General features: G+C 62.2%; 19 protein-coding genes. 13 read left to right on the top strand and 6 right to left on the bottom strand.

Annotated elements, in window-relative coordinates; genetic code table 11:
• The first annotated feature begins 6 nt into the window (after window positions 1-6).
• The 4 genes from A3AY_RS0123150 to purU all read left to right on the top strand — a co-directional run bounded on the left by A3AY_RS0123150 (window position 7) and on the right by purU (window position 4482).
• Complete coding sequence (locus A3AY_RS0123150) at window positions 7-693, top strand: GltB/FmdC/FwdC-like GXGXG domain-containing protein (RefSeq protein WP_026203736.1); 687 nt, start codon at window positions 7-9, stop codon at window positions 691-693.
• Window positions 694-708: 15 nt separating this feature from the next.
• Window positions 709-2037: an FMN-binding glutamate synthase family protein gene (locus A3AY_RS0123145; RefSeq protein ID WP_018328069.1), complete on the top strand. Its 1329-nt coding sequence runs from the start codon at window positions 709-711 to the stop codon at window positions 2035-2037.
• A gap of 92 nt (window positions 2038-2129) precedes the next feature.
• Window positions 2130-3437 (top strand): type III glutamate--ammonia ligase, encoded by a 1308-nt coding sequence (gene glnT, locus A3AY_RS0123140; protein WP_018328068.1) that lies wholly within the window; start codon window positions 2130-2132, stop codon window positions 3435-3437.
• A 160-nt stretch (window positions 3438-3597) separates the two neighbouring features.
• Complete coding sequence (purU, locus tag A3AY_RS0123135; protein WP_018328067.1) at window positions 3598-4482, top strand: formyltetrahydrofolate deformylase; 885 nt, start codon at window positions 3598-3600, stop codon at window positions 4480-4482.
• A 161-nt stretch (window positions 4483-4643) separates the two neighbouring features.
• Here the strand turns inward: purU and A3AY_RS0123130 are convergent, their stop codons facing one another.
• Both A3AY_RS0123130 and A3AY_RS0123125 read right to left on the bottom strand, forming a co-directional pair.
• Complete coding sequence (locus A3AY_RS0123130) at window positions 4644-5975, bottom strand: NAD(P)/FAD-dependent oxidoreductase (protein WP_018328066.1); 1332 nt, start codon at window positions 5973-5975, stop codon at window positions 4644-4646.
• A gap of 103 nt (window positions 5976-6078) precedes the next feature.
• Window positions 6079-7116 carry a LacI family DNA-binding transcriptional regulator gene (locus tag A3AY_RS0123125; RefSeq protein WP_018328065.1) on the bottom strand — a complete coding sequence of 346 codons (1038 nt, stop codon included), beginning with the start codon at window positions 7114-7116 and terminating at the stop codon, window positions 6079-6081.
• Between the two features lie 138 nt (window positions 7117-7254).
• Here A3AY_RS0123125 and A3AY_RS0123120 point away from each other — a divergent pair, with 138 nt between their 5' ends.
• The 8 genes from A3AY_RS0123120 (at window position 7255) to A3AY_RS0123080 (ending at window position 14977) form a co-directional block, all read left to right on the top strand.
• Window positions 7255-8280, top strand: coding sequence for a Gfo/Idh/MocA family protein (locus A3AY_RS0123120; RefSeq protein ID WP_026203735.1), 1026 nt, complete (start codon window positions 7255-7257; stop codon window positions 8278-8280).
• Between the two features lie 13 nt (window positions 8281-8293).
• Window positions 8294-9196 (top strand): sugar phosphate isomerase/epimerase family protein, encoded by a 903-nt coding sequence (locus A3AY_RS0123115; RefSeq protein WP_018328063.1) that lies wholly within the window; start codon window positions 8294-8296, stop codon window positions 9194-9196.
• A 110-nt stretch (window positions 9197-9306) separates the two neighbouring features.
• Window positions 9307-10539, top strand: a complete 1233-nt coding sequence (locus tag A3AY_RS0123110) for an ABC transporter substrate-binding protein (protein WP_026203734.1) — start codon at window positions 9307-9309, stop codon at window positions 10537-10539.
• A 284-nt stretch (window positions 10540-10823) separates the two neighbouring features.
• Window positions 10824-11726, top strand: coding sequence for a carbohydrate ABC transporter permease (locus tag A3AY_RS0123100; protein WP_026203732.1), 903 nt, complete (start codon window positions 10824-10826; stop codon window positions 11724-11726).
• Window positions 11723-12550, top strand: coding sequence for a carbohydrate ABC transporter permease (locus A3AY_RS0123095; RefSeq protein WP_018328060.1), 828 nt, complete (start codon window positions 11723-11725; stop codon window positions 12548-12550). The genes A3AY_RS0123100 and A3AY_RS0123095 overlap by 4 nt, the downstream gene beginning before the upstream one ends.
• Window positions 12547-13614 carry an ABC transporter ATP-binding protein gene (locus A3AY_RS0123090; protein WP_018328059.1) on the top strand — a complete coding sequence of 356 codons (1068 nt, stop codon included), beginning with the start codon at window positions 12547-12549 and terminating at the stop codon, window positions 13612-13614. The genes A3AY_RS0123095 and A3AY_RS0123090 overlap by 4 nt, the downstream gene beginning before the upstream one ends.
• Before the next feature lie 128 nt (window positions 13615-13742).
• The gene (locus A3AY_RS0123085) at window positions 13743-14480 is read left to right on the top strand and encodes an SDR family oxidoreductase (protein WP_018328058.1); all 738 of its coding nucleotides are present in this window, start codon (window positions 13743-13745) and stop codon (window positions 14478-14480) included.
• Window positions 14481-14572: 92 nt separating this feature from the next.
• On the top strand, window positions 14573-14977 hold the full coding sequence (locus A3AY_RS0123080; protein ID WP_018328057.1) for a winged helix-turn-helix domain-containing protein: 405 nt from the start codon (window positions 14573-14575) through the stop codon (window positions 14975-14977).
• Here the strand turns inward: A3AY_RS0123080 and modC are convergent.
• The 3 genes from modC to modA form a co-directional block, all read right to left on the bottom strand.
• Window positions 14952-16019: a molybdenum ABC transporter ATP-binding protein gene (gene modC / locus A3AY_RS0123075; RefSeq protein WP_018328056.1), complete on the bottom strand. Its 1068-nt coding sequence runs from the start codon at window positions 16017-16019 to the stop codon at window positions 14952-14954. The two genes, A3AY_RS0123080 and modC, sit on opposite strands and share 26 nt — an antisense overlap.
• A complete protein-coding gene (gene modB / locus A3AY_RS0123070) occupies window positions 16016-16717 on the bottom strand; it encodes a molybdate ABC transporter permease subunit (protein WP_018328055.1) in 702 nt (233 codons plus the stop codon). The genes modC and modB overlap by 4 nt, the downstream gene beginning before the upstream one ends.
• Window positions 16718-16783: 66 nt before the next feature.
• Window positions 16784-17578, bottom strand: coding sequence for a molybdate ABC transporter substrate-binding protein (gene modA / locus A3AY_RS0123065; protein ID WP_018328054.1), 795 nt, complete (start codon window positions 17576-17578; stop codon window positions 16784-16786).
• A 186-nt stretch (window positions 17579-17764) separates the two neighbouring features.
• Between modA and ung the strand changes: the two genes are divergently transcribed.
• The gene (gene ung, locus A3AY_RS0123060; RefSeq protein ID WP_018328053.1) at window positions 17765-18478 is read left to right on the top strand and encodes a uracil-DNA glycosylase; all 714 of its coding nucleotides are present in this window, start codon (window positions 17765-17767) and stop codon (window positions 18476-18478) included.
• Here ung and A3AY_RS0123055 read toward each other — a convergent pair.
• Window positions 18463-19371 (bottom strand): DMT family transporter, encoded by a 909-nt coding sequence (locus A3AY_RS0123055; protein WP_018328052.1) that lies wholly within the window; start codon window positions 19369-19371, stop codon window positions 18463-18465. The two genes, ung and A3AY_RS0123055, sit on opposite strands and share 16 nt — an antisense overlap.
• Window positions 19372-19398: the final 27 nt, after the last annotated feature.

Here is a 19398-nt window from a genome sequence, read left to right as displayed (position 1 = left end):
GAAGCGATGCGAGTGTTCGATCTTGCCACCACGCCGCTGCGCGAGTTGAACAGTGCGCTGCACGCGATCGCTCCCGGCACGAACGACACGAATTTCGAAGTCGTCAACCCGCGTGGCAGCCATGCGGTGGCTGTCGGCATCGACCAGCCCGTCACCGTCGATGTGCGCGGCAGCGTCGGCTACTACTGCGCCGGCATGAATGACGGCGGCACGGTGACCGTTCACGGATCCGCCGGCCCCGGCGTCGCCGAGAACATGATGTCGGGAACCGTCGTCATCGAAGGCGATGCCAGCCAGTATGCGGGCGCCACCGGCCGAGGCGGCCTGCTCGTCATCAAGGGCAATGCGGCCTCGCGCTGCGGCATCTCGATGAAGGGTATCGACATCGTCGTCCACGGCAGCATCGGCCATATGTCGGCGTTCATGGGTCAGTCGGGCCATCTGGTCGTGCTCGGCGATGCCGGCGATGCGCTCGGGGATTCGCTCTACGAGGCCAAGCTTTTCGTGCGCGGCACGGTCAAGAGCCTCGGCGCCGACTGCATCGAGAAGGAAATGCGGTCCGAACATCGGGAGAAGCTTGCAGAACTGCTCGAAAGAGCTGGTGTCACCGATGTGAGCCCGACGGAATTCAAGCGCTACGGTTCGGCCCGCAAACTCTACAATTTCAACATCGATAACGCCGAAGCGTACTAAGGCAGGGACAGAGAGATGAGCTATCACAACCCGTATACCCCGCCGCGCAAGTCAGCGACCTTCGACGACTATACGCTGGCCGAAATCCGCCGGGCGGCGGCAACCGGCATCTACGACATCCGCGGCGCCGGCACCAAGCGCAAGGTGCCGCATTTCGACGACCTCTTGTTCCTCGGTGCCTCGATCTCGCGCTATCCGCTCGAGGGCTATCGCGAGAAATGCGACACGACCGTCGTTCTGGGGTCGCGCTTCGCCAAGAGGCCGATTACGCTGAAGACGCCGATCACCATTGCCGGCATGAGCTTCGGTGCCCTTTCCGGCAACGCCAAAGAGGCGCTCGGGCGCGGCGCGACCATCGCCGGAACCTCGACCACCACTGGCGACGGCGGCATGACGGACGAAGAGCGCGGCCACAGCCAGACGCTCGTCTATCAGTATCTTCCGTCGCGCTATGGCATGAACCCGAAGGACCTGCGCCGCGCCGATGCGATCGAAGTCGTGGTTGGCCAGGGCGCCAAGCCCGGCGGCGGCGGCATGCTGCTCGGCCAGAAGATTTCCGACCGCGTCGCCAACATGCGCAATCTGCCGAAGGGCATCGACCAGCGCTCGGCCTGCCGCCATCCCGACTGGACCGGTCCGGACGATCTGGAAATCAAGATCCTCGAACTGCGCGAAATCACCGATTGGGAAAAGCCGATCTATGTGAAGGTCGGCGGCGCGCGACCTTATTACGACACGGCGCTTGCGGTGAAGGCCGGCGCCGACGTGGTCGTGCTTGACGGCATGCAGGGCGGCACAGCGGCGACGCAGGACGTCTTTATCGAAAATGTCGGCATGCCGACGCTCGCCTGCATCCGTCCCGCCGTTCAGGCGCTGCAGGACCTTGGCATGCACCGCAAGGTGCAGCTGATCATCTCGGGCGGGGTGCGCTCGGGCGCCGATGTGGCCAAGGCCCTGGCGCTCGGCGCCGATGCGGTTGCCATCGGCACGGCGGCGCTCGTTGCCATCGGCGACAACGATCCGCATTGGGAAGAGGAATATCAGAAGCTCGGTACGACGGCCGGCGCCTATGACGACTGGCATGAGGGCAAGGACCCGGCCGGCATCACGACGCAGGACCCGGAACTGATGAAGCGCCTCGATCCGATCGCGGCCGGCCGCCGTCTTGCCAACTATCTAAAGGTGATGACGCTGGAGGCGCAGACCATCGCGCGCGCCTGCGGCAAGAACCACCTGCACAATCTGGAACCGGAGGATCTGGTCGCGCTGACGCTCGAGGCATCCGCCATGGCGCAGGTGCCGCTTGCCGGCACGAGCTGGATCCCGGGCAAGGGAGGGTTCTGACCCTCAAAACCCAAATGGCCGTCGTCTGATCTCCCAAGCCAGGCGGCGGCCTACTCCATGAAAAAGTGTCTGATAATCCAAAGGGGAACACAGTGACACTCGATCTTGCAAGCTTTGCCAAGGACCGCGGCATCAAATATTTCATGATCAGCTACACCGACCTGTTCGGCGGCCAGCGGGCCAAGCTGGTTCCGGCGGAAGCCATCGCCGACATGCAGAAGGACGGTGCTGGCTTTGCCGGCTTCGCCACCTGGCTCGACCTTACCCCCGCACACCCGGATCTCTTTGCGCTGCCGGACGCTTCCTCCGTCATCCAGCTTCCGTGGAAGAAAGACGTCGCCTGGGTCGCCGCCGACTGCGTCATGGAGGACCAGCCGGTGGAACAGGCGCCGCGCGTCGTTCTCAAAAGGCTGGTCGCCGAAGCCGCTTCGGAGGGCCTTCGCGTCAAGACCGGCGTCGAACCGGAATTCTTCCTGATCTCTCCGGACGGGTCGAAGATTTCCGACGAGTTCGATACCGCCGAGAAACCTTGCTACGACCAGCAGGCCGTCATGCGCCGCTACGACGTCATCGCCGAAATCTGCGACTACATGCTTGAACTCGGCTGGAAGCCCTACCAGAACGACCACGAGGATGCGAACGGCCAGTTCGAGATGAACTGGGAATATGACGATGCGCTGCAGACGGCCGACAAGCACTCCTTCTTCAAGTTCATGGTGAAGTCGGTCGCCGAGAAGCACGGTCTTCGGGCAACCTTCATGCCCAAGCCCTTCAAGGGCCTTACCGGCAACGGTTGCCACGCCCATATCTCGGTCTGGGATCTGGAGGGCAAGACCAATGCTTTCGCCGACAAGGAGATGCCGTTCGGCCTTTCCGCCAAGGGCAAGACCTTCCTGGGCGGCATCATGAAGCACGCCTCGGCGCTGGCGGCCATCACCAATCCGACGGTCAATTCCTACAAGCGCATCAACGCGCCGCGCACGATTTCCGGCGCGACCTGGGCGCCGAATACGGTGACGTGGACCGGCAACAACCGCACCCACATGGTTCGCGTCCCCGGCCCGGGCCGGTTCGAATTGCGTCTGCCGGATGGTGCGGTCAATCCCTATCTGCTGCAGGCGATCATTATTGCCGCCGGTCTCAACGGCATCCGGCACAATGCCGATCCTGGCCGTCACTACGACATCGACATGTACAGGGAAGGCCACACCGTCACCGACGCGCCCAAGCTGCCGCTCAACCTGCTCGATGCGCTGCGCGAATACGACAAGGACGAGGAGCTGAAAGTCGCGCTCGGAAAGAGCTTCTCCAGCGCCTACCTGAAACTCAAGCACCAGGAATGGAATACCTACACCTCCCATTTCAGCGAATGGGAGCGGCAGACGACGCTAGACATCTGACTGTCAGGCTTCTGCGAAGATCAGAAGAGACGGCATGGCCTGTTCCTGCTATCCGATGTCGCTAAACGGATGGACGGGCAGGCCGACGCCGCGCTAGCTTCCGCTCCACAACGTTGGCCGGGAGGGCCAGCCAATACCTCGAGCCAAGAGATCGATACCGATGAAAAGCTATGTGCTGACTGTTTCCTGCAAATCCACCCGCGGCATTGTTGCGGCGATCACCGGTTACCTTGCGGAGGAGGGCTGCTACATCACCGACAGCTCGCAGTTCGATGACATGGAGACCGGCCTGTTCTTCATGCGCCTGACCTTCATCAGCCAGGAAGGTGCTTCGCTCGAAAAGCTGACGGCCGGTTTCGAGGCGGTGAAGTCCCGCTTCGGTATGGTCGCCGACATTCGTGATAGCGAACATCGCATGAAGGTGCTTTTGATGGTGTCGCGGTTCGGCCATTGCCTCAACGATCTGCTCTATCGCTGGAAGATCGGTGCCCTGCCGATCGACATCGTCGGCGTCATTTCCAACCACTTCGACTACCAGAAGGTCGTCGTCAACCACGATATCCCATTCCATCACATTCCGGTCACCAAGGCCAACAAGGCCCAGGCCGAGGCCCGCATGATGGACGTGGTCGAGCAGACCGGTACGGAGCTGATCGTACTGGCCCGCTACATGCAGATCCTGTCCGATGCAATTTGCCAGAAGATGTCCGGCCAGATCATCAACATCCACCACTCCTTCCTGCCGTCATTCAAGGGCGCTAATCCCTACAAGCAGGCCTATGAGCGCGGCGTGAAGCTGATCGGCGCGACGGCGCACTATGTTACCGCGGATCTCGACGAAGGTCCGATCATCGAGCAGGACATCGCCCGCATCACCCATGCGCAATCGGCCGAAGACTACGTTTCGATCGGTCGCGACGTCGAAAGCCAGGTGCTGGCACGCGCCGTGCACGCGCATATCCATCACCGCACCTTCATCAACGGCAACCGCACCGTCGTCTTCCCGGCAAGCCCGGGCTCCTTCGCTTCGGAGCGCATGGGCTGATCCAACTTTTCTCCCGCCGACATCGCTGGAATATCGAATCCCCGGTGGCGTCACGCCACCGGGGTTTTTTGTTTGTGGCGCAGCGAAGGGCCGCCCCGGCGACAGGTCATGCCGACCGCCGCCGATATCCTCAAGCTCTGACCGCATCTACGCGCCGACGATCAGACCCGCGGCGCAATTTCGATCGGGGTGCCGTCGGAAAAGCGGGAGAAGCGAAAGGGTGCGGGATCGACGATCGGTGTGTTGCCCGTGACCAGATCGGCAGTGAGGTGCCCCGCGCCCGGGCCGATGCCGAAGCCATGACCTGAAAATCCCGTCGCAATGACCAGTCCGGGAAGACCGTCGAGCGTGGAGATGACCGGCACCGCATCCGGCGTCACGTCGATCAGGCCGGCCCAGACCTGTTCCACTTTCGCATCGCGCAGCACCGGCAGGGCTTCCGTGGCCGCCCGCAGCGCGTTCAAGGCGGCTCTGCCATCCGGTTTCGGATCGAGTATCCGATGCCGCTCGAATGCGCCGGGCCGGTCGAGGGAGACTGCGGCGATTTCGAACAGTTCCTGCCAGCTTCGAGCGCTGAGACTGAGCTGCACCGCGTCGCCCTCGGCTTTCCTGGCGGGTTGGAACTCGCGGAAGAAGGCAAAACTGTCCGGCACCAGCGCATGCATGTTGATGCCGCCATTGGCGATCGTGTAGCCGCCGTCCAGCCGTTTCCGATAGGCAAAGGTGGCTGTGGCGCCCGCGCCATCCGGCCCCCGGTTCACCGCGCCGGTGCGCAGCACCGAGTTGCGCACTTTCAGTTGCGGCAGCCGGATGCCGAGACCCTTGCAGAACAGCCGCGACCAGGCGCCGCCGGCAAGCACGACGGCGGATGTCTCGATGCGGCCCTTCTCGGTAATGACGGCGCTGACCCGGCCGGCGTTCCTTTCGATGCCGCGGACGGCGCAGCCTGTCAGGATGCGGGCACCGGCCCGGCGCGCGCCCGCCGCGATCGCCGGCACGGCCTTTTGCGGTTCGGCGCGGCCGTCGCTTGGCGTGTAGAGCGCGCCCTTGTATCGCTGCCCGGAGCCGAGCATCACGGCCGCTGTCTCGTCGGGGCCGATCTGGCGCGTGTCCAGCCCATGCGCCTGCGCAAGTTTCAACCAGGCGTCGCGATTGGCGATATCGGTCTCGGTTTGCGAGATATAGAGAATTCCGGAACGGCGAAACCCGGTCTGGCCGCTGACCCGTGCGTCCAATCCATCCCAGATTTTCAGGGATTCGATCGCCAGCGGAATTTCCCGCCGGTCGCGGCCCATGACCCGGACCCAGCCCCAGTTGCGGCTGGATTGCTCGCCGCCGAGCGCGCCCTTCTCGCAGAGCACGACGTCGACGCCGCGTTCGGCAAGGAACAGCGCCGTGCTTGTGCCGATGATGCCGCCGCCGATGACGACGACGCCGGCTTTTTTCGGCAGGATGTGATCGGTTTCAATCGGGTCGAGCACGGGGCCTGGCATGTGGGCTGTTTTCCAGTGTCAGAGGTGGGCCTTCCTGCTCTGCACCGGATACTGCCGGTGTTCAAGTCGCGAAGAATGGCCGTTGCTGCGGCTCGGGTGCCGATCAACCATGAGGCAACAGGAAGGCATCGCTTTCGCCTTCAATCAGCTCTTCATGCCAGATCTTGCGCAGTTCCGCATTCGGGTAAAAATGGCTGAAGGCCGGCATGGTTGCCAGCAGCGCTTCCGCCAGGGCGATGCCGAGATCACGCCGCGAGAGTTCGAAGCCGGTAAGGCTGGGCGACAGGAAATGCGTCTGCGGGCTGTGGCGGCCAATCACCGCTATATCGCGCCCCGGCTTCAGGCCGGCTTCGCTCAATCCGCGGTAAAATCCGATCGCGATGCTCTCGTTGACCAGCAATATTGCCGTCGGCCGGTCCTTCTTCGACAAAAGCTCGCGCGCGATCCGGTAGCCGCCTGCCTCGTTGGGTGTCGAGCGGAAGATGAGATCGGGGTCGAGAAAAAGGCCGTGGGCTTCAAGCGCGCTGGCGGCCTGATCGACGAAGATATAGCCGAGGTTGACGTCGTCATGCGGCCTCGTCACGGCGATCCGCTGATGGCCTCTTTCGACCAGCCTGTCGATCGCAGTCTGGGCCATGCCTTCGAAATCAAGATCGAGCCATGGCTGGCCGACATCCGTGAGGCTGCGCCCGAGCGTGGCGAAGGGGATCTTGCGCTTGGCGAGAAATTCCAGACGTGGGTCGTGCCGTTGGGTAGCCGAAAGGATGAGCCCGTCGGCGAAACCGCGGGCGACGACGCGCCGGAGATAGTCGTCCGGGTCCTCCTGCGATGAACAGAGGAGGGCGACGAGATCGAGGCGGTGGCGGGCAAAGACCGTCTGGACGCCGTCGAAGACGCTCATGAAGAAGGTGTCGCCCTGACCGGTGATTTCGGCGCCGGTCTGCATCATGAAGCCGATGATGTTGGTCGTGCCCTGGCGCAGGCTGCGGCCGGACTGGTTGGGCACATAGCCGAGTTCTGCGGCCGCTTCGAGTACTCTTTTGCGGGTTTCTTCGTTGACGTCCGGACGTCCGTTCAGGGCGCGGGAAACGGTTCCGATCGAAATGTCCAGATGCTGCGCGAGCCTGCGTATGCCTGTCATTCCACCCGCTTTCAACTTGAGAATCCGGTGTGCCCGATTTCCATCTATTGACACGTTTCAAAATTCGATCATAGTACCGTAAACGTTTACGGTTGGCGAAAAGGAGCGAAAACCGTAGACTTTCCGGAGGAGAATCCCATTTTGCGTGCAGTTTTGTGCGGGTGCGGAGCTATGGCCAGAGGTTGGCTGAAGGCGGTCGCGGATACCCCTGACATCAGAGCGGAGGTCGAGGTCGTTGGCCTTGTCGACGTCAATCCGGCGGCCGCTAAGTCGCTTGCCGGAGAGTTCGGTCTGACGGACGCAGTCATTGGTTCCGACCTCGCAGCCGTGCTTGCCGAAACAGCGGCAGACGTGGTTTTCGATGTGGTCATTCCGTCCGCCCGTCACCACGTCGTTGCGACCGCTCTGGCGCATGGATGCCACGTGCTGAGCGAGAAGCCGATGGCTTCCTCGATCCAGGAGGGGCGGGCAATGATCGCCCAGGCTGCTGCTGCCGGCAAAGTCCATGCCATTGTCCAGAACCGGCGCTTCATCGCGGGCATCCGTCGCATCCGCCGGCTTGTCGAAAGCGGCGCGCTCGGCGAGCTCACCGCCATCCATTGCGATTTCTTCATCGGCGCGCATTTCGGCGGTTTCCGTGAAGAGATGGACAATGTGCTCTTGCTCGACATGGCGATCCACACCTTCGACGCCGCCCGCTTCGTCGCCGACAAGGCGCCGGTCGCGGTCTATTGCCACGAAAGCAACCCGCGCGGCTCGTGGTATGCGCATGGGGCAGCGGCCAATGCGATTTTCGAGTTTTCCGACGACGTCACCTTCACCTATCGCGGCTCGTGGTGTGCCGAAGGTGCCAATACCAGCTGGGAAAGCCGGTGGCGGATCATCGGCACGCAGGGCACGCTGCTCTGGGATGGTGCCGAGGATTTTCAGGCACACAGGGTATCAGGCACGGAAGGGTTTCTTCGGCCGGTCGATAGCGTCCTTGTCCCGGAGCCCGCAAACGTGGCCGAGACCCATGGCCATGCCAGCGTCATCGCCGACTTCCTCACCGCCATCAAAACCGGCCGCACGCCGGAAACGGCAAGCAACGACAATATCAACAGCCTTGCCATGGTGTTTGCGGCGATCGAAAGCGCCCGCACCCGGCAGCGCGTGACCCTATGAACAGGACCCCTTGATGAGCAATCCGGCAAAAGCCATTCGCATCGGCACCATGATCAGCGCATCCGGCGGCAAGGCTGCGACACGCATCGGCGAGATTGCCGGAATGGGCTTCGAAAGCTTCGAGCCCTTCTTCTGGCAGACGACCAACGGCCAGAATCTCGCCGATCTCGGCAAGCGCTGTGTCGAGGCGATCGGCGACCGCGACATCACTATCTCGACGCTCGGCATGTTCGGCAACCCCCTGGAGACGACGGATATCGATCGCGACACGCTGCAGGGCTGGAAAGACTGCATCGACAACGCCCACCATTTTGGCGCCACCTGCGTCGCCGGCTTTACGGGAAGAATTCGCAACAAACCGCTGACTGACAGCCTGCCGCGCTACAAGGAGGTGTGGAGCGAACTTGCCAAGCGCGCCGCCGACAAGGGCATCAGGATTGCCTTTGAAAACTGCGCCATGGATGGCAACTGGGCGACGGGCGACTGGAACATTGCCCACAATCCGGACGCCTGGGAGCTGATCTTCAACGAAACGCCGGACGATCACATCGGTCTTGAATGGGAGCCCTGCCACCAGATGGTCTATCTGATCGAGCCCATCCCGCAGATCCGCAAATGGGCACACAAGATTTTCCATGTGCACGGCAAGGACGCGACGATCCGCTGGGACGTCATCCGCGAGCACGGCATTTTCGGCAAGGAGAAATTCGTCTTCATGCGCACGCCGGGCTTCGGCGACACCAATTGGACGGATGTCATTTCCGAACTGCGCCTTGCCGGCTGGTCCGGTTCCATCGACATCGAGGGCTGGCACGACCCGGTCTATCGCGATCAGCTGGAAATGACCGGCCAGGTGCATGGCCTCAACTATCTGAAGGCTTGCCGGGGCGGCGACTTCGTCGTCGATCCCGCCTGATTGATCAGGCCGGCCTGACCAGTCAGGCGGGTCTGAACTGACTGGAATGGACTGAAGAAGGCCGGCATGGAGGATGACGGCCGACAATGGATAACCAACAGGAGGAAACGATGGGTATCCGCAAATATGCAGTCATTGGCGCGCTGGCGCTTGCAGGCGTGTCGCTGTTTGGCCTGTCCGCCAAGGCGGAAGACGTGAAATTGACCGTCTGGTCGCTCGACCGTGATATTCAGCCGGCGCCAAATCTGGTGGCCGAGTTCAACAAGCTCAACAACGGCATCCAGATAGAGTACCGGCAGATCCAGTTCGATGATGTCGTCAGCGAGGCCATGCGCGCCTATTCGACGGGCCAGGCGCCGGACATCATTGCCATCGACAATCCGGAACACGCGCTGTTTTCGTCGCGCGGCGCCTTTCTCGATCTCACCGACATGATCTCCAAATCGACCGTCATCAAGCCGGAGAACTATTTCCCCGGGCCGCTGAAATCGGTCGAGTGGGACGGCAAATATTACGGTGTGCCGAAGGCCACCAACACCATCGCGCTTTACTACAACAAGGACATGTTCAAGGTGAAGGGGCTTGATCCCAGCAAGCCGCCACAGACCTGGGACGAACTGGTGGATGCGGCGCGCAAGCTGACCGATCCTGCTGCCAACGTCTATGGCCTCGCGTTTTCGGCCAAGGCCAACGAGGAGGGCACCTTCCAGTTCCTGCCCTGGGCGCAGATGGGTGGCGGCAGCTATGAGAACATCAATGCCGAGGGCGCAGTAAAAGCGCTCGAAATCTGGAAGACGATCATCGATGAAAAGCTCGCTTCGCCCGATACGCTGACGCGCGGTCAGTGGGATTCGACCGGTACCTTCAATTCCGGGAATGCCGCCATGGCGATCTCGGGCCCGTGGGAACTCGACCGCATGACGCAGGAGGCGAAGTTCGACTGGGGCGTGACGCTGCTTCCGGTGCCGAAGGAAGGCGCCGAACGCTCCTCGGCCATGGGCGACTTCAACTGGGCGATTTTCGCTTCGTCCAAGCATCCGGCAGAGGCCTTCAAGGCGCTCGAATTCTTCGCCTCGCAGGACGACAAGATGTTCAAGAACTACGGCCAGCTTCCGGCCCGCTCCGACATCTCGATCCCCGAGACCGGCCAGCCGCTCAAGGACGCGGCCCTCAAGGTGTTCCTCGAACAGTTGAAATATGCAAAGCCCCGCGGCCCGCATCCGGAATGGCCGAAGATCTCCAAGGCGATCCAGGATGCCATTCAGGCCGCCTTGACCGGCCAGGCGAGCCCGAAGGACGCGCTTGATCAGGCCGCCGAAAAGATCAAGGCTGTCCTGGGCTGATCTGACGGGCGATGAAGCGGCTCTTGTTGCTCTTCTCCCCGGCGGGGAGAAGAGCCGAGAAGAGCGAGACGATGAGGGGATGTGAGCGTCGGTCGACGCGACTGCCCCGAGCACAAGCGAGGACAGCTATGCCGCACTCTCCCTCATCCGGCCCCTCGGGCCGCCTTCTCCCCGCCGGGGAGAGGTTGAACCGGATGGCGGACGCGCCGTCCAGCATTTCCTCCCGGAAGGGGTTGCCTGCCGCGCAAGCGCCCGGCAACCCCGTTCGGGACGTCGGAGGCCCGATTAAGAGGCTTCTTTCCAGTGTCAGGGACGGCCGCGGTTTCGATATCGTGCTGGTCGCCTTTCCGCTCGGTTTCCTGTTCCTGATGGCGGGCCTGCCGCTGCTCTACAACGTGTTGATGAGCTTTCAGGAGGTCGACATGTTCAGCCTCGGCACGCTGATGCGCCCCTTTGTCGGCTTGAAGAACTATCGCGACCTTTTCGCGCAGCCGGAAACGCTGCCGATCCTTGCCAATACGGCGATCTTCGTCGCCGGCTCGATCGCCGGGCAGTTCCTCATCGGCTTTGGGCTGGCGCTGTTCTTCTGGGTCAATTTTCCCGGCGCCTCCTGGTTGCGCGGCCTGTTCCTCGTCTCCTGGGTGATGCCGGGTCTCGTCGTCGGCGCCATCTGGAACTGGATCCTGTCGGGGGATTTCGGTGTGCTCAACTTCATCCTGAGGGAAGGTGGCGTCATCTCAGGCAATATCTTCTGGCGCTCGGATCCGAACTATTCGCTCTATGCCGTCATCCTGGCCAATATCTGGCTCGGCACTGCCTTCAACATGATCCTTCTCTCGGTCGGTCTTTCCGGTATCCCCGCCGATCTCTACGAGGCCGCCGAACTCGATGGCGCAAATGCCTGGCAGCGCTTCTGGACCATCACCCTGCCGATGATGCGCTCCACCATCGGCGCCATCATCGCGCTTGGCCTGATCTTCACGCTGCAGCAGTTCGACCTCTTTGCCGCGATCACCTCCGGCGGGCCGAACAATTCGTCCAACGTCACGCAATACTGGGCCTGGGAGCAGTCCTTCCGACAGTACGCCTTTGCCAAGGGCGCGACGATTTCCGTCCTGATGATCATCTTCGTCATGATCGCCTCGGTCGTCTATGTCCGCTCGACACGTCACGAGGTGCGCGGATGACCGAGACGAACCGCAATCGCCTGATGCTTTTGATCGCAATCGTCATGGCGGCGATCTATCTGTTTCCGCTCTACTGGATGTACATCACCGCTCTGAAGAGCGGATCGGAGATGTTCGCCACGCCGCCGACCTTCTGGCCGTCGGTGCCGCAGTGGAGCACCTATGCCTTCGTCTGGGAAAGCCGCGGCATGGGACGCTATCTCTGGAATTCGCTTATCATCGCCTCCGGAGCCGTGGTGCTGATCACGGTGCTCGGCGTCGGCTGCGCCTATGTGCTGGCGCGCTACCGCAATGGCTGGGTCGATATCGGATTGTTCCTGATCCTGATGCTGCAGGTCCTGCCGGCGTCGCTGATGATCACGCCGATCTTCGTCGGCTTTTCGCAACTCGGCATGTTGGACTATCCGCGTCTTGCCGTGATCATCGCGATCGCCGCGAAAAGCATGCCGTTCTTCGTTGTCCTGGTGCGCGCCACCTTCATGGCCGTGCCGATGGAACTGGAGGAGGCGGCGCTGGTCGACGGCAATTCGCGTGTCGGCGCTTTCTTCCATATCGTCCTGCCGCTTGCCCGCAACGGCATATTGGTGAGCGCCATCCTGATCTTCATGCAGGCCTTCGGCGAATTCGTCTATTCCAAGTCGATCATCCAGGACATCGAGCTTCAGCCAGCCAGCGTCGGCCTCAATTCCTTCATGGGCCCGAACACCAATGAATGGAACAACATCATGGCCTACGCCACGATCTACGTGACCCCCATTCTCGCCATCTTCGTGCTGCTGCAGCGGCGCATCGTCTCCGGCCTTACCTCGGGAGCCATCAAATGACCAAGCAGATCGAACTCTCGGGCGTCAACAAATATTACGGCGCCTACCACGCGCTGAAGAACATCGACCTCAGCATCGAGAAGGGCAGCTTCGTCGCGCTCGTCGGTCCTTCCGGCTGCGGCAAGTCCACGTTGCTGCGTTCGCTGGCCGGGCTTGAGAGCATTTCGACCGGCGACCTGAAGATCGCCGGCGAACTGATGAACAACGTGCCGCCGCGCAAGCGCGACATCGCCATGGTGTTCCAGTCCTACGCGCTCTACCCCCATATGACGGTCGAGCAGAACCTGACCTACAGCCTGCGCATTCGCGGTGTCGCCAAGGCCGAGGCGAAAAAGGCGGCAGAGGAAGTCGCGGCCACCACCGGGCTTTCGCATCTCCTCGGTCGCTATCCGCGCGAACTTTCCGGCGGCCAGCGCCAGCGCGTCGCCATGAGCCGGGCCATCATCCGCCATCCCAAGGCCTTCCTGTTCGACGAGCCGCTGTCCAATCTCGATGCGGCGCTGCGCGTCCATATGCGCAAGGAAATCCGCACCCTGCACGACCGGCTGCACGCGACGTCGGTCTATGTCACGCACGATCAGATCGAGGCGATGACGATGGCCGACCATGTGGTGGTGATGAAGGACGGCGTGATCGAGCAGCAGGGCGCGCCGCTGGAACTCTACGACCGGCCGGCCAATAAATTCGTCGCCGGCTTCATCGGCTCGCCGGCGATGAACTTCGTGCCTGCGACGGTCGGCGAGGATGGCCGCTCGCTGGCGGTCGATATCGGCGAAAAGCAGACCATCCCTCTGGATCGCCAGCTCCAGCCGGGCCGCAAGGTGACAGCGGGACTGCGGCCCGAGCACCTGCATTTCGTCGAGCCGGGACAAGGCGTCTTCCGTCTGCCGGTCGGGATCGTCGAGACCACCGGCTCCGCCACCTACATCACCACGTCGACGGCAACGGAGGTGACGGTTGTCGACACGACCCGCAGGCCCGTCGGGGCCGGGGACGTCATCGATGTGTCCATCCGCCCCGCGGACGTGCACATCTTCGATGCGGAAACCGGATTGAGGGTCTGAAGGCCGGATCAACCGCATTTGGTTTTTTCTGTATAAAAATACGTTCGTCGCCCTTGACAAGCGGGGACCCGGCGATATTCCCTGTCGGCAAATGGATGCGGACCATGGCCGCGACAGGGAGGAATGAGATGAGTGGACTTCTGGCCGGCAAACGCGCCGTGATCACGGCAGCAGCACAGGGCATTGGCCGCGCTGCCGCCGAGGCGTTCCAGCGCGAAGGGGCGATCGTCACGGCCACGGACGTCAATGAGGAAAAACTCGCCGAACTTTCCGCCCTTGGCATGAACGTCGCGAAACTCGATGTCATGAATGCCGACGCGATCTCGGCCTTTGCCGCGCAAACCGGAACCATCGACGTGCTTTTCAACTGCGCCGGGACGGTGCATGCCGGAACGATCCTCGAAGCCAGTGAGCGGGACTATGATCTCGCCTTCGATCTCAACGTCAAGTCGATGTTCCGGCTGATCCGGGCCGTCCTGCCGGGCATGATCGACAACGGCGGCGGCTCGATCATCAACATGTCGTCGGTTGCGGGCGTCCCGATGGGTGTGCCCAACCGCTTCGTCTATTCCGCCAGCAAGGCGGCCGTTATCGGCCTCACCAAGTCGATCGCCCTCGATTACATCAAGCAGGGCATCCGCTGCAACGCGATCGCGCCCGGCACGGTGCAATCGCCCTCACTCGAGGAGCGGATGAAGGCGCAAGGCAACTACGAGGAAGCCCGCGCCGCCTTCATCGCCCGCCAGCCGATGGGCCGCATCGGCCTGCCGGAAGAGATTGCGGCGCTTGCCGTTTATCTCGGCAGCGACGTCTCCAACTATACGACGGGGCAGGTGCACGTCATCGATGGTGGCATGAGCCTGTAGCCCCGCGTACTGCTGCAGCAGGCACGGCCGCTATACAGCGGCAGACGGGCGCTATAGTCTCTGCCGATCCGGAGAAGGCGCGCAGCAATCGCATGACACCGAAGGAACCCACCAGTCTCGAACCCGTCCTGAGGATCGATTTTCCTCACGCAGAGCGGCTGGGCCGGGGCAAGATTGCGCTCTTGGAACACATTCGCGAGACGGGCTCGATCTCGGCGGCGGGCCGCGCCATGGACATGTCCTATCGGCGGGCCTGGCTGCTGGTCAGTGCGCTCAACGGGATGTTCGGCCAAGATGCGGTCTTGTCGCAGCGCGGCGGAAAGCAGGGCGGTGGCGCGCTCGTCACGCCTTTCGGAGAAGAGCTGATCCGCCGGTTCCGGGCGATGGAGGCAAAGGCCGCGGGGGCGCTTTCTGAAGAGCTGGCCTGGCTGGAGAGCAACCGCAATCCTCATGCGATGCCGGCCGGTGAACTCACAGATCCAGCGCAACGCTCTTGATGACGGCATGAACCGGTTTGCCCGCCTGCAGGCGGAGCAGATCGCGTGACAGGGTGGTCACCCGCGACAGGATCGTCACGCCGCCGCAATCCAGACGCACATCGACCATGCCATGTTCCGCTTGTCCGATCCCGACGATCGTGCCCGGCAGGATGTTGAGCGCGCTCAGGCCCTCCGGCCGGCTGGTGGCCAACATGACATCGCGGGCCGCGATGTGCAGACGCACCGGCTTGCCCGCTGGCGCCTCCAGATGCGGTACTTGAATCCGCAGGGTTCCGGCGCGAACGATCGTGATCTGGTGCGAAACATCGCTGGTTTCAACTGTGCCTTCGATCAGCGTGCCCGCCTCGCGGCGGCTGATCGCCGGTGATGGCGCGCTCAAAATGGTCGCCGCGTCGCCGGACGCGCTGATCCGGCCGTTTTCGAGCACGATGACCCTGTTGGCCAGCCGGGCGACTTCGACGACCGAATGGCTGACATAGACGATCGGAATTGCCGTTTCATCCCGCAACCGCTCCAGATAGGGCAGGATCTCCGCTTTCCGCTCCTCGTCGAGCGCGGCCAGCGGCTCGTCCATCAAAAGCAGGCGCGGGCTTGAAAGCAACGCCCGGCCGATGGCGACGCGCTGTTTTTCGCCGCCTGAAAGATTGGCCGGCGCGCGATTGAGCAGCGCTGCGATGCCGAGCAGATCGACGATCCTGTCGAAATCCGCTCCTTCACCGGCGTGCCGGGCGAACCAGCGGCCGTAGCCGAGATTACGCCGGACGTTGAGGTGGGGGAAAAGCCGCGCCTCCTGAAAGACATAGCCGAAGCGGCGTTTGTGCGGCGGCACAAAAATGCGGGCCTCGCTGTCGACGAGAACATCGCCGTTGAATGTCAGCCGCCCGTCTTCGGGGCGCAGCAACCCGGCGATGATGTTGATCAACGACGTCTTGCCCGATCCGGAGCGGCCGAAGAGGGCGGTGACACCCTTGTCCGCAGAGAACGCAGCCGTCACGGAAAACGCGCCGAGACGATGGCGGATAGCGACCTCGAGGCTCATGCGGCGTCCATCTTCTTCACCGCGAGATTTGCCAGCATTTCCGAGATCATCAGCGCCGCCATGGATATCACGACGGAAATGATGGTCAGGCGAAATGCGCCGGCATCGCCGCCGGGCACCTGCGTAAAGGTATAGATCGCCGAGGAAAGCGTCTGGGTCTCGCCGGGAATGTTGGAGACGAAGGTGATCGTCGCGCCGAATTCGCCCATCGCCTTGGCAAAGGCGAGAATCATGCCGGCGATGATGCCGGGCAGGACGAGCGGGAGCGTGACCGTCAGGAAAACCCAGACGGGTCCTGCGCCGAGTGTGGCCGCTGCCTGCTCGAGCCTGCGGTCGACCGCCTCGATCGACAGCCGGATGCTGCGCACCATCAGCGGAAAGGCCATGATGGCGCAGGCAAGCGCTGCTCCCGTCCAGCGGAAGGAAAAGACAATGCCGGTATATTCGGCGAGAAATGCGCCGATCGGCCCGCGTTTTCCAAACAGGATCAGCAGCAGAAAGCCGGTCACCACCGGCGGCAGAACCAGGGGAAGATGAACGATGCCGTTGAGCACGGCCTTTCCCCAGAAGCGGCCGCGCGCCAGGATCAAGGCAATTCCGATAGCAAACGGCAGGCTGGCAAGCATGGCGACAGACGATACGCGCAGGCTGAGAAGGATCGCCATCCACTCCGCATCGCTCAAAACCAGCCAGTCCAAATGCCGCTCCCGTCTTTGTGGCAGACGATAGGCGCTCCATCCTCTGGCGGCTGGAGCGTCTCTTACCTATTTCAGGATCGTAAAGCCCTGGGCCTCGAACAGCGCCGCGGCCTTTGCCGATTTGATGAACTCCAGATAAGCGGCGGCATCCGGATTGCTGCTCTCTGCCGTGACCGCGATCGGGTAGACGATCGGCGGGTGGCTGTCTTCAGGGAAGGTGCCGACGATCGCCACGCCTTTGTCTGCGGCGGCGTCCGTCTTGTAGACGATGCCATAGGGTGCTTCGCCCTTGGACACCAGCAGAAGCGCCGCGCGGACGTTTTCAGCGCCGGCCACGTTCTTTTCGACGGCAGACCAGACGCCGAGCTTTTCAAGCGCGGCCTTGCCATATTTGCCGGCCGGAACGGAATCGACGGCGCCCATCGCAAGTTTCTCGTCGCCCAGCAGGCCCTTCAGGTCGAAACCCTGCTTGATATCGACGGGTGCCGTATCCCTGCTGCCTGCCACCAGCACGATCCGGTTGCCGAGCAGATTGGCGCGGGTATCGTGCTTGATCAGCTTCTTTTCGGCGACGTAGTCCATCCAGGCCAGATCGGCGGAGATAAAGACATCGGCCGGCGCGCCGGCTTCGATCTGCTTGGCGAGCGCCGAGCTTGCCGCATAGGAAACGGTCGCTTCCTTGCCGGCTTCCTTTTGCCAGGCGGCATTGACGGCATCGAGCGCATTCTTCAGGCTGGCTGCGGCAAAGACCGTCACTTTTTCGGCGGCGGCTGCCGGCTGGGCAAATGGCATTCCGCTCACCCCGAGGGCGGTGACAGCGGCGGTGACAAATTTCAGCAAGGTTCGACGTTCTGTGCGCATGCGGTTCCCTGGCGGTCGAGATATTTCCCTAGATATAACGGGTTGGGAGGAATGGCCAGCGTTATATTTCTATGAATACATTGAAAGTCATTGGCGGCTGTTTGACGTTGATGCTTGCCATCAACCACTCTGCCGTTACATTCGGGAGCGTCCGAGGGACGAGCATAGAGAGGCCGGAAAACGACGATGGAATCGAGTGTGACGCTTGAGGAAAGCTGGAAAACGGTTTTGGCGCCGGAATTCTCCAGTTCCTATATGGCCGAGCTGAAGGCATTCCTGCTTGAGGAAAAACGCAACGGCAGACAGATTTTCCCCAAGGGAGCGGAGTATTTCCGAGCCTTGGACCTGACGCCGCTGGAGACGGTGCGGGTCGTCATCCTCGGCCAGGACCCGTATCACGGGGAGGGGCAGGCGCATGGGCTGTCGTTCAGCGTCAAACCCGGCGTGCGCTCTCCGCCGTCGCTGGTGAATATCTACAAGGAACTGCAAAACGATCTCGGTATTGCGCCCGCTCGCCATGGTTTCCTGGAGAGCTGGGCGCGACAGGGTGTGCTGCTCCTCAACAGCGTGCTGACGGTGGAGCGGGCCATGGCCGCTTCGCACCAGGGCAAGGGTTGGGAACGGTTCACCGATGCGATCATCCGGGCGATCAACGAGCAGCCTCATCCGGTCGTCTTCATCCTGTGGGGATCCTATGCACAGAAGAAGGCGGCCTTCGTCGATCGGTCGCGCCATCTCGTGATCCGCTCGGCACACCCGTCGCCGCTATCGGCCCATAACGGTTTCTTCGGCAGCAAGCCTTTTTCCAAGGCCAATGATTTTCTCGTCGCCAACGGGCGCGAGCCCATCGACTGGGCGTTGCCGGCCAATCCCGAGGCGCAGGCTCAGGTCAGCGTCTGAGAGGACGGTGGCTCCGGCGACCTGGCCTTCCGGCGGGCAACGACGCTTTCGCGCCAGACGGTGAAAATCCCCGCGCAGACGACGATCACCGATCCGGCAATCACATTCAGGCCGATCGTTTCGCCGAAGACGACGACGCCGATGATCGAGGCGAAGACAAGCTGGAGATAGGTGAGCGGCTGGACCTCGGCTGCGTCGAGCAGTTCATAGGCCTTGATCAGGAAAAAATGGCTGGTCGTTCCGGTGATGCAGAGCATCAGCATCCAGACCCAGTCCTGCGCCGCAAGTGTCGTCCAGTAGAACGGACCGACGGCGGTGATCGCCACGGCTCCGGCGACCCCCGTGTAGAAGAAGCTTGTCATGGCGGTATCGTCGCGGCTGACGAGCCGCGTCGAGATCACGTAGATCGCAAAGATCAGCGATGATGCGAGCGGGATCAGCAGCTTGAGATCAAAGCTGCCGCTGCCCGGTTCCAGGATCAGCAATACACCCAGCAAGCCGATGATGATCGCCGTCCAACGCCGCCAGCCGACACGCTCTCCGAGAAGCGGCATGGAGAGAAGGGCGACGAAAAGCGGCCCGGAGGAAAAGATCGCCTGCGAATGCGCAAGGCCGACCGTTGCAAACGAAAAGATGACGATGACGATCTGGAGTGCAAGCAGAACGCCACGCAGGATCTGCAGCACCGGTCGCTTGGTTTTCGCGGCCGCCAAAAGGCCGCCCTGGGATCGCGATGCCAGCGCGATCGCAAAGGTGGCAAAGGCCCAGTACCGGATCATCGTGATCAGGACGGGCGGGTAGAGGCCGCCCAGATGCTTGGAAAGCGCGTCCTGGATCGAGAATATCGAGATCGCCAGCAGGACGAAGATGTAGCCGGTTCGCTTGGAAGTCATGAGTACGGTCTTACACCGGTTGCGCCG

Source organism: Rhizobium giardinii bv. giardinii H152, from assembly GCF_000379605.1.
Lineage (GTDB): Bacteria > Pseudomonadota > Alphaproteobacteria > Rhizobiales > Rhizobiaceae > Pararhizobium > Pararhizobium giardinii.
The sequence above is the reverse complement of the archived record's forward strand: the minus strand, read 5'-3'. Positions and strand labels throughout refer to the sequence as shown.

Coding starts and splice junctions, on each gene's coding strand:
- A3AY_RS0123115 (WP_018328063.1), top strand. CDS start 8,294: ATGAGCAATCCGGCAAAAGCCATTCGCATCGGCACCATGATCAGCGCA.
- A3AY_RS0123145 (WP_018328069.1), top strand. CDS start 709: ATGAGCTATCACAACCCGTATACCCCGCCGCGCAAGTCAGCGACCTTC.
- A3AY_RS0123130 (WP_018328066.1), bottom strand. CDS start 5,975: ATGCCAGGCCCCGTGCTCGACCCGATTGAAACCGATCACATCCTGCCG.
- A3AY_RS0123110 (WP_026203734.1), top strand. CDS start 9,307: ATGGGTATCCGCAAATATGCAGTCATTGGCGCGCTGGCGCTTGCAGGC.
- modC (WP_018328056.1), bottom strand. CDS start 16,019: ATGAGCCTCGAGGTCGCTATCCGCCATCGTCTCGGCGCGTTTTCCGTG.
- A3AY_RS0123085 (WP_018328058.1), top strand. CDS start 13,743: ATGAGTGGACTTCTGGCCGGCAAACGCGCCGTGATCACGGCAGCAGCA.
- A3AY_RS0123095 (WP_018328060.1), top strand. CDS start 11,723: ATGACCGAGACGAACCGCAATCGCCTGATGCTTTTGATCGCAATCGTC.
- modA (WP_018328054.1), bottom strand. CDS start 17,578: ATGCGCACAGAACGTCGAACCTTGCTGAAATTTGTCACCGCCGCTGTC.
- A3AY_RS0123055 (WP_018328052.1), bottom strand. CDS start 19,371: ATGACTTCCAAGCGAACCGGCTACATCTTCGTCCTGCTGGCGATCTCG.
- purU (WP_018328067.1), top strand. CDS start 3,598: ATGAAAAGCTATGTGCTGACTGTTTCCTGCAAATCCACCCGCGGCATT.
- A3AY_RS0123150 (WP_026203736.1), top strand. CDS start 7: ATGCGAGTGTTCGATCTTGCCACCACGCCGCTGCGCGAGTTGAACAGT.
- A3AY_RS0123125 (WP_018328065.1), bottom strand. CDS start 7,116: ATGACAGGCATACGCAGGCTCGCGCAGCATCTGGACATTTCGATCGGA.
- A3AY_RS0123080 (WP_018328057.1), top strand. CDS start 14,573: ATGACACCGAAGGAACCCACCAGTCTCGAACCCGTCCTGAGGATCGAT.
- A3AY_RS0123090 (WP_018328059.1), top strand. CDS start 12,547: ATGACCAAGCAGATCGAACTCTCGGGCGTCAACAAATATTACGGCGCC.
- ung (WP_018328053.1), top strand. CDS start 17,765: ATGGAATCGAGTGTGACGCTTGAGGAAAGCTGGAAAACGGTTTTGGCG.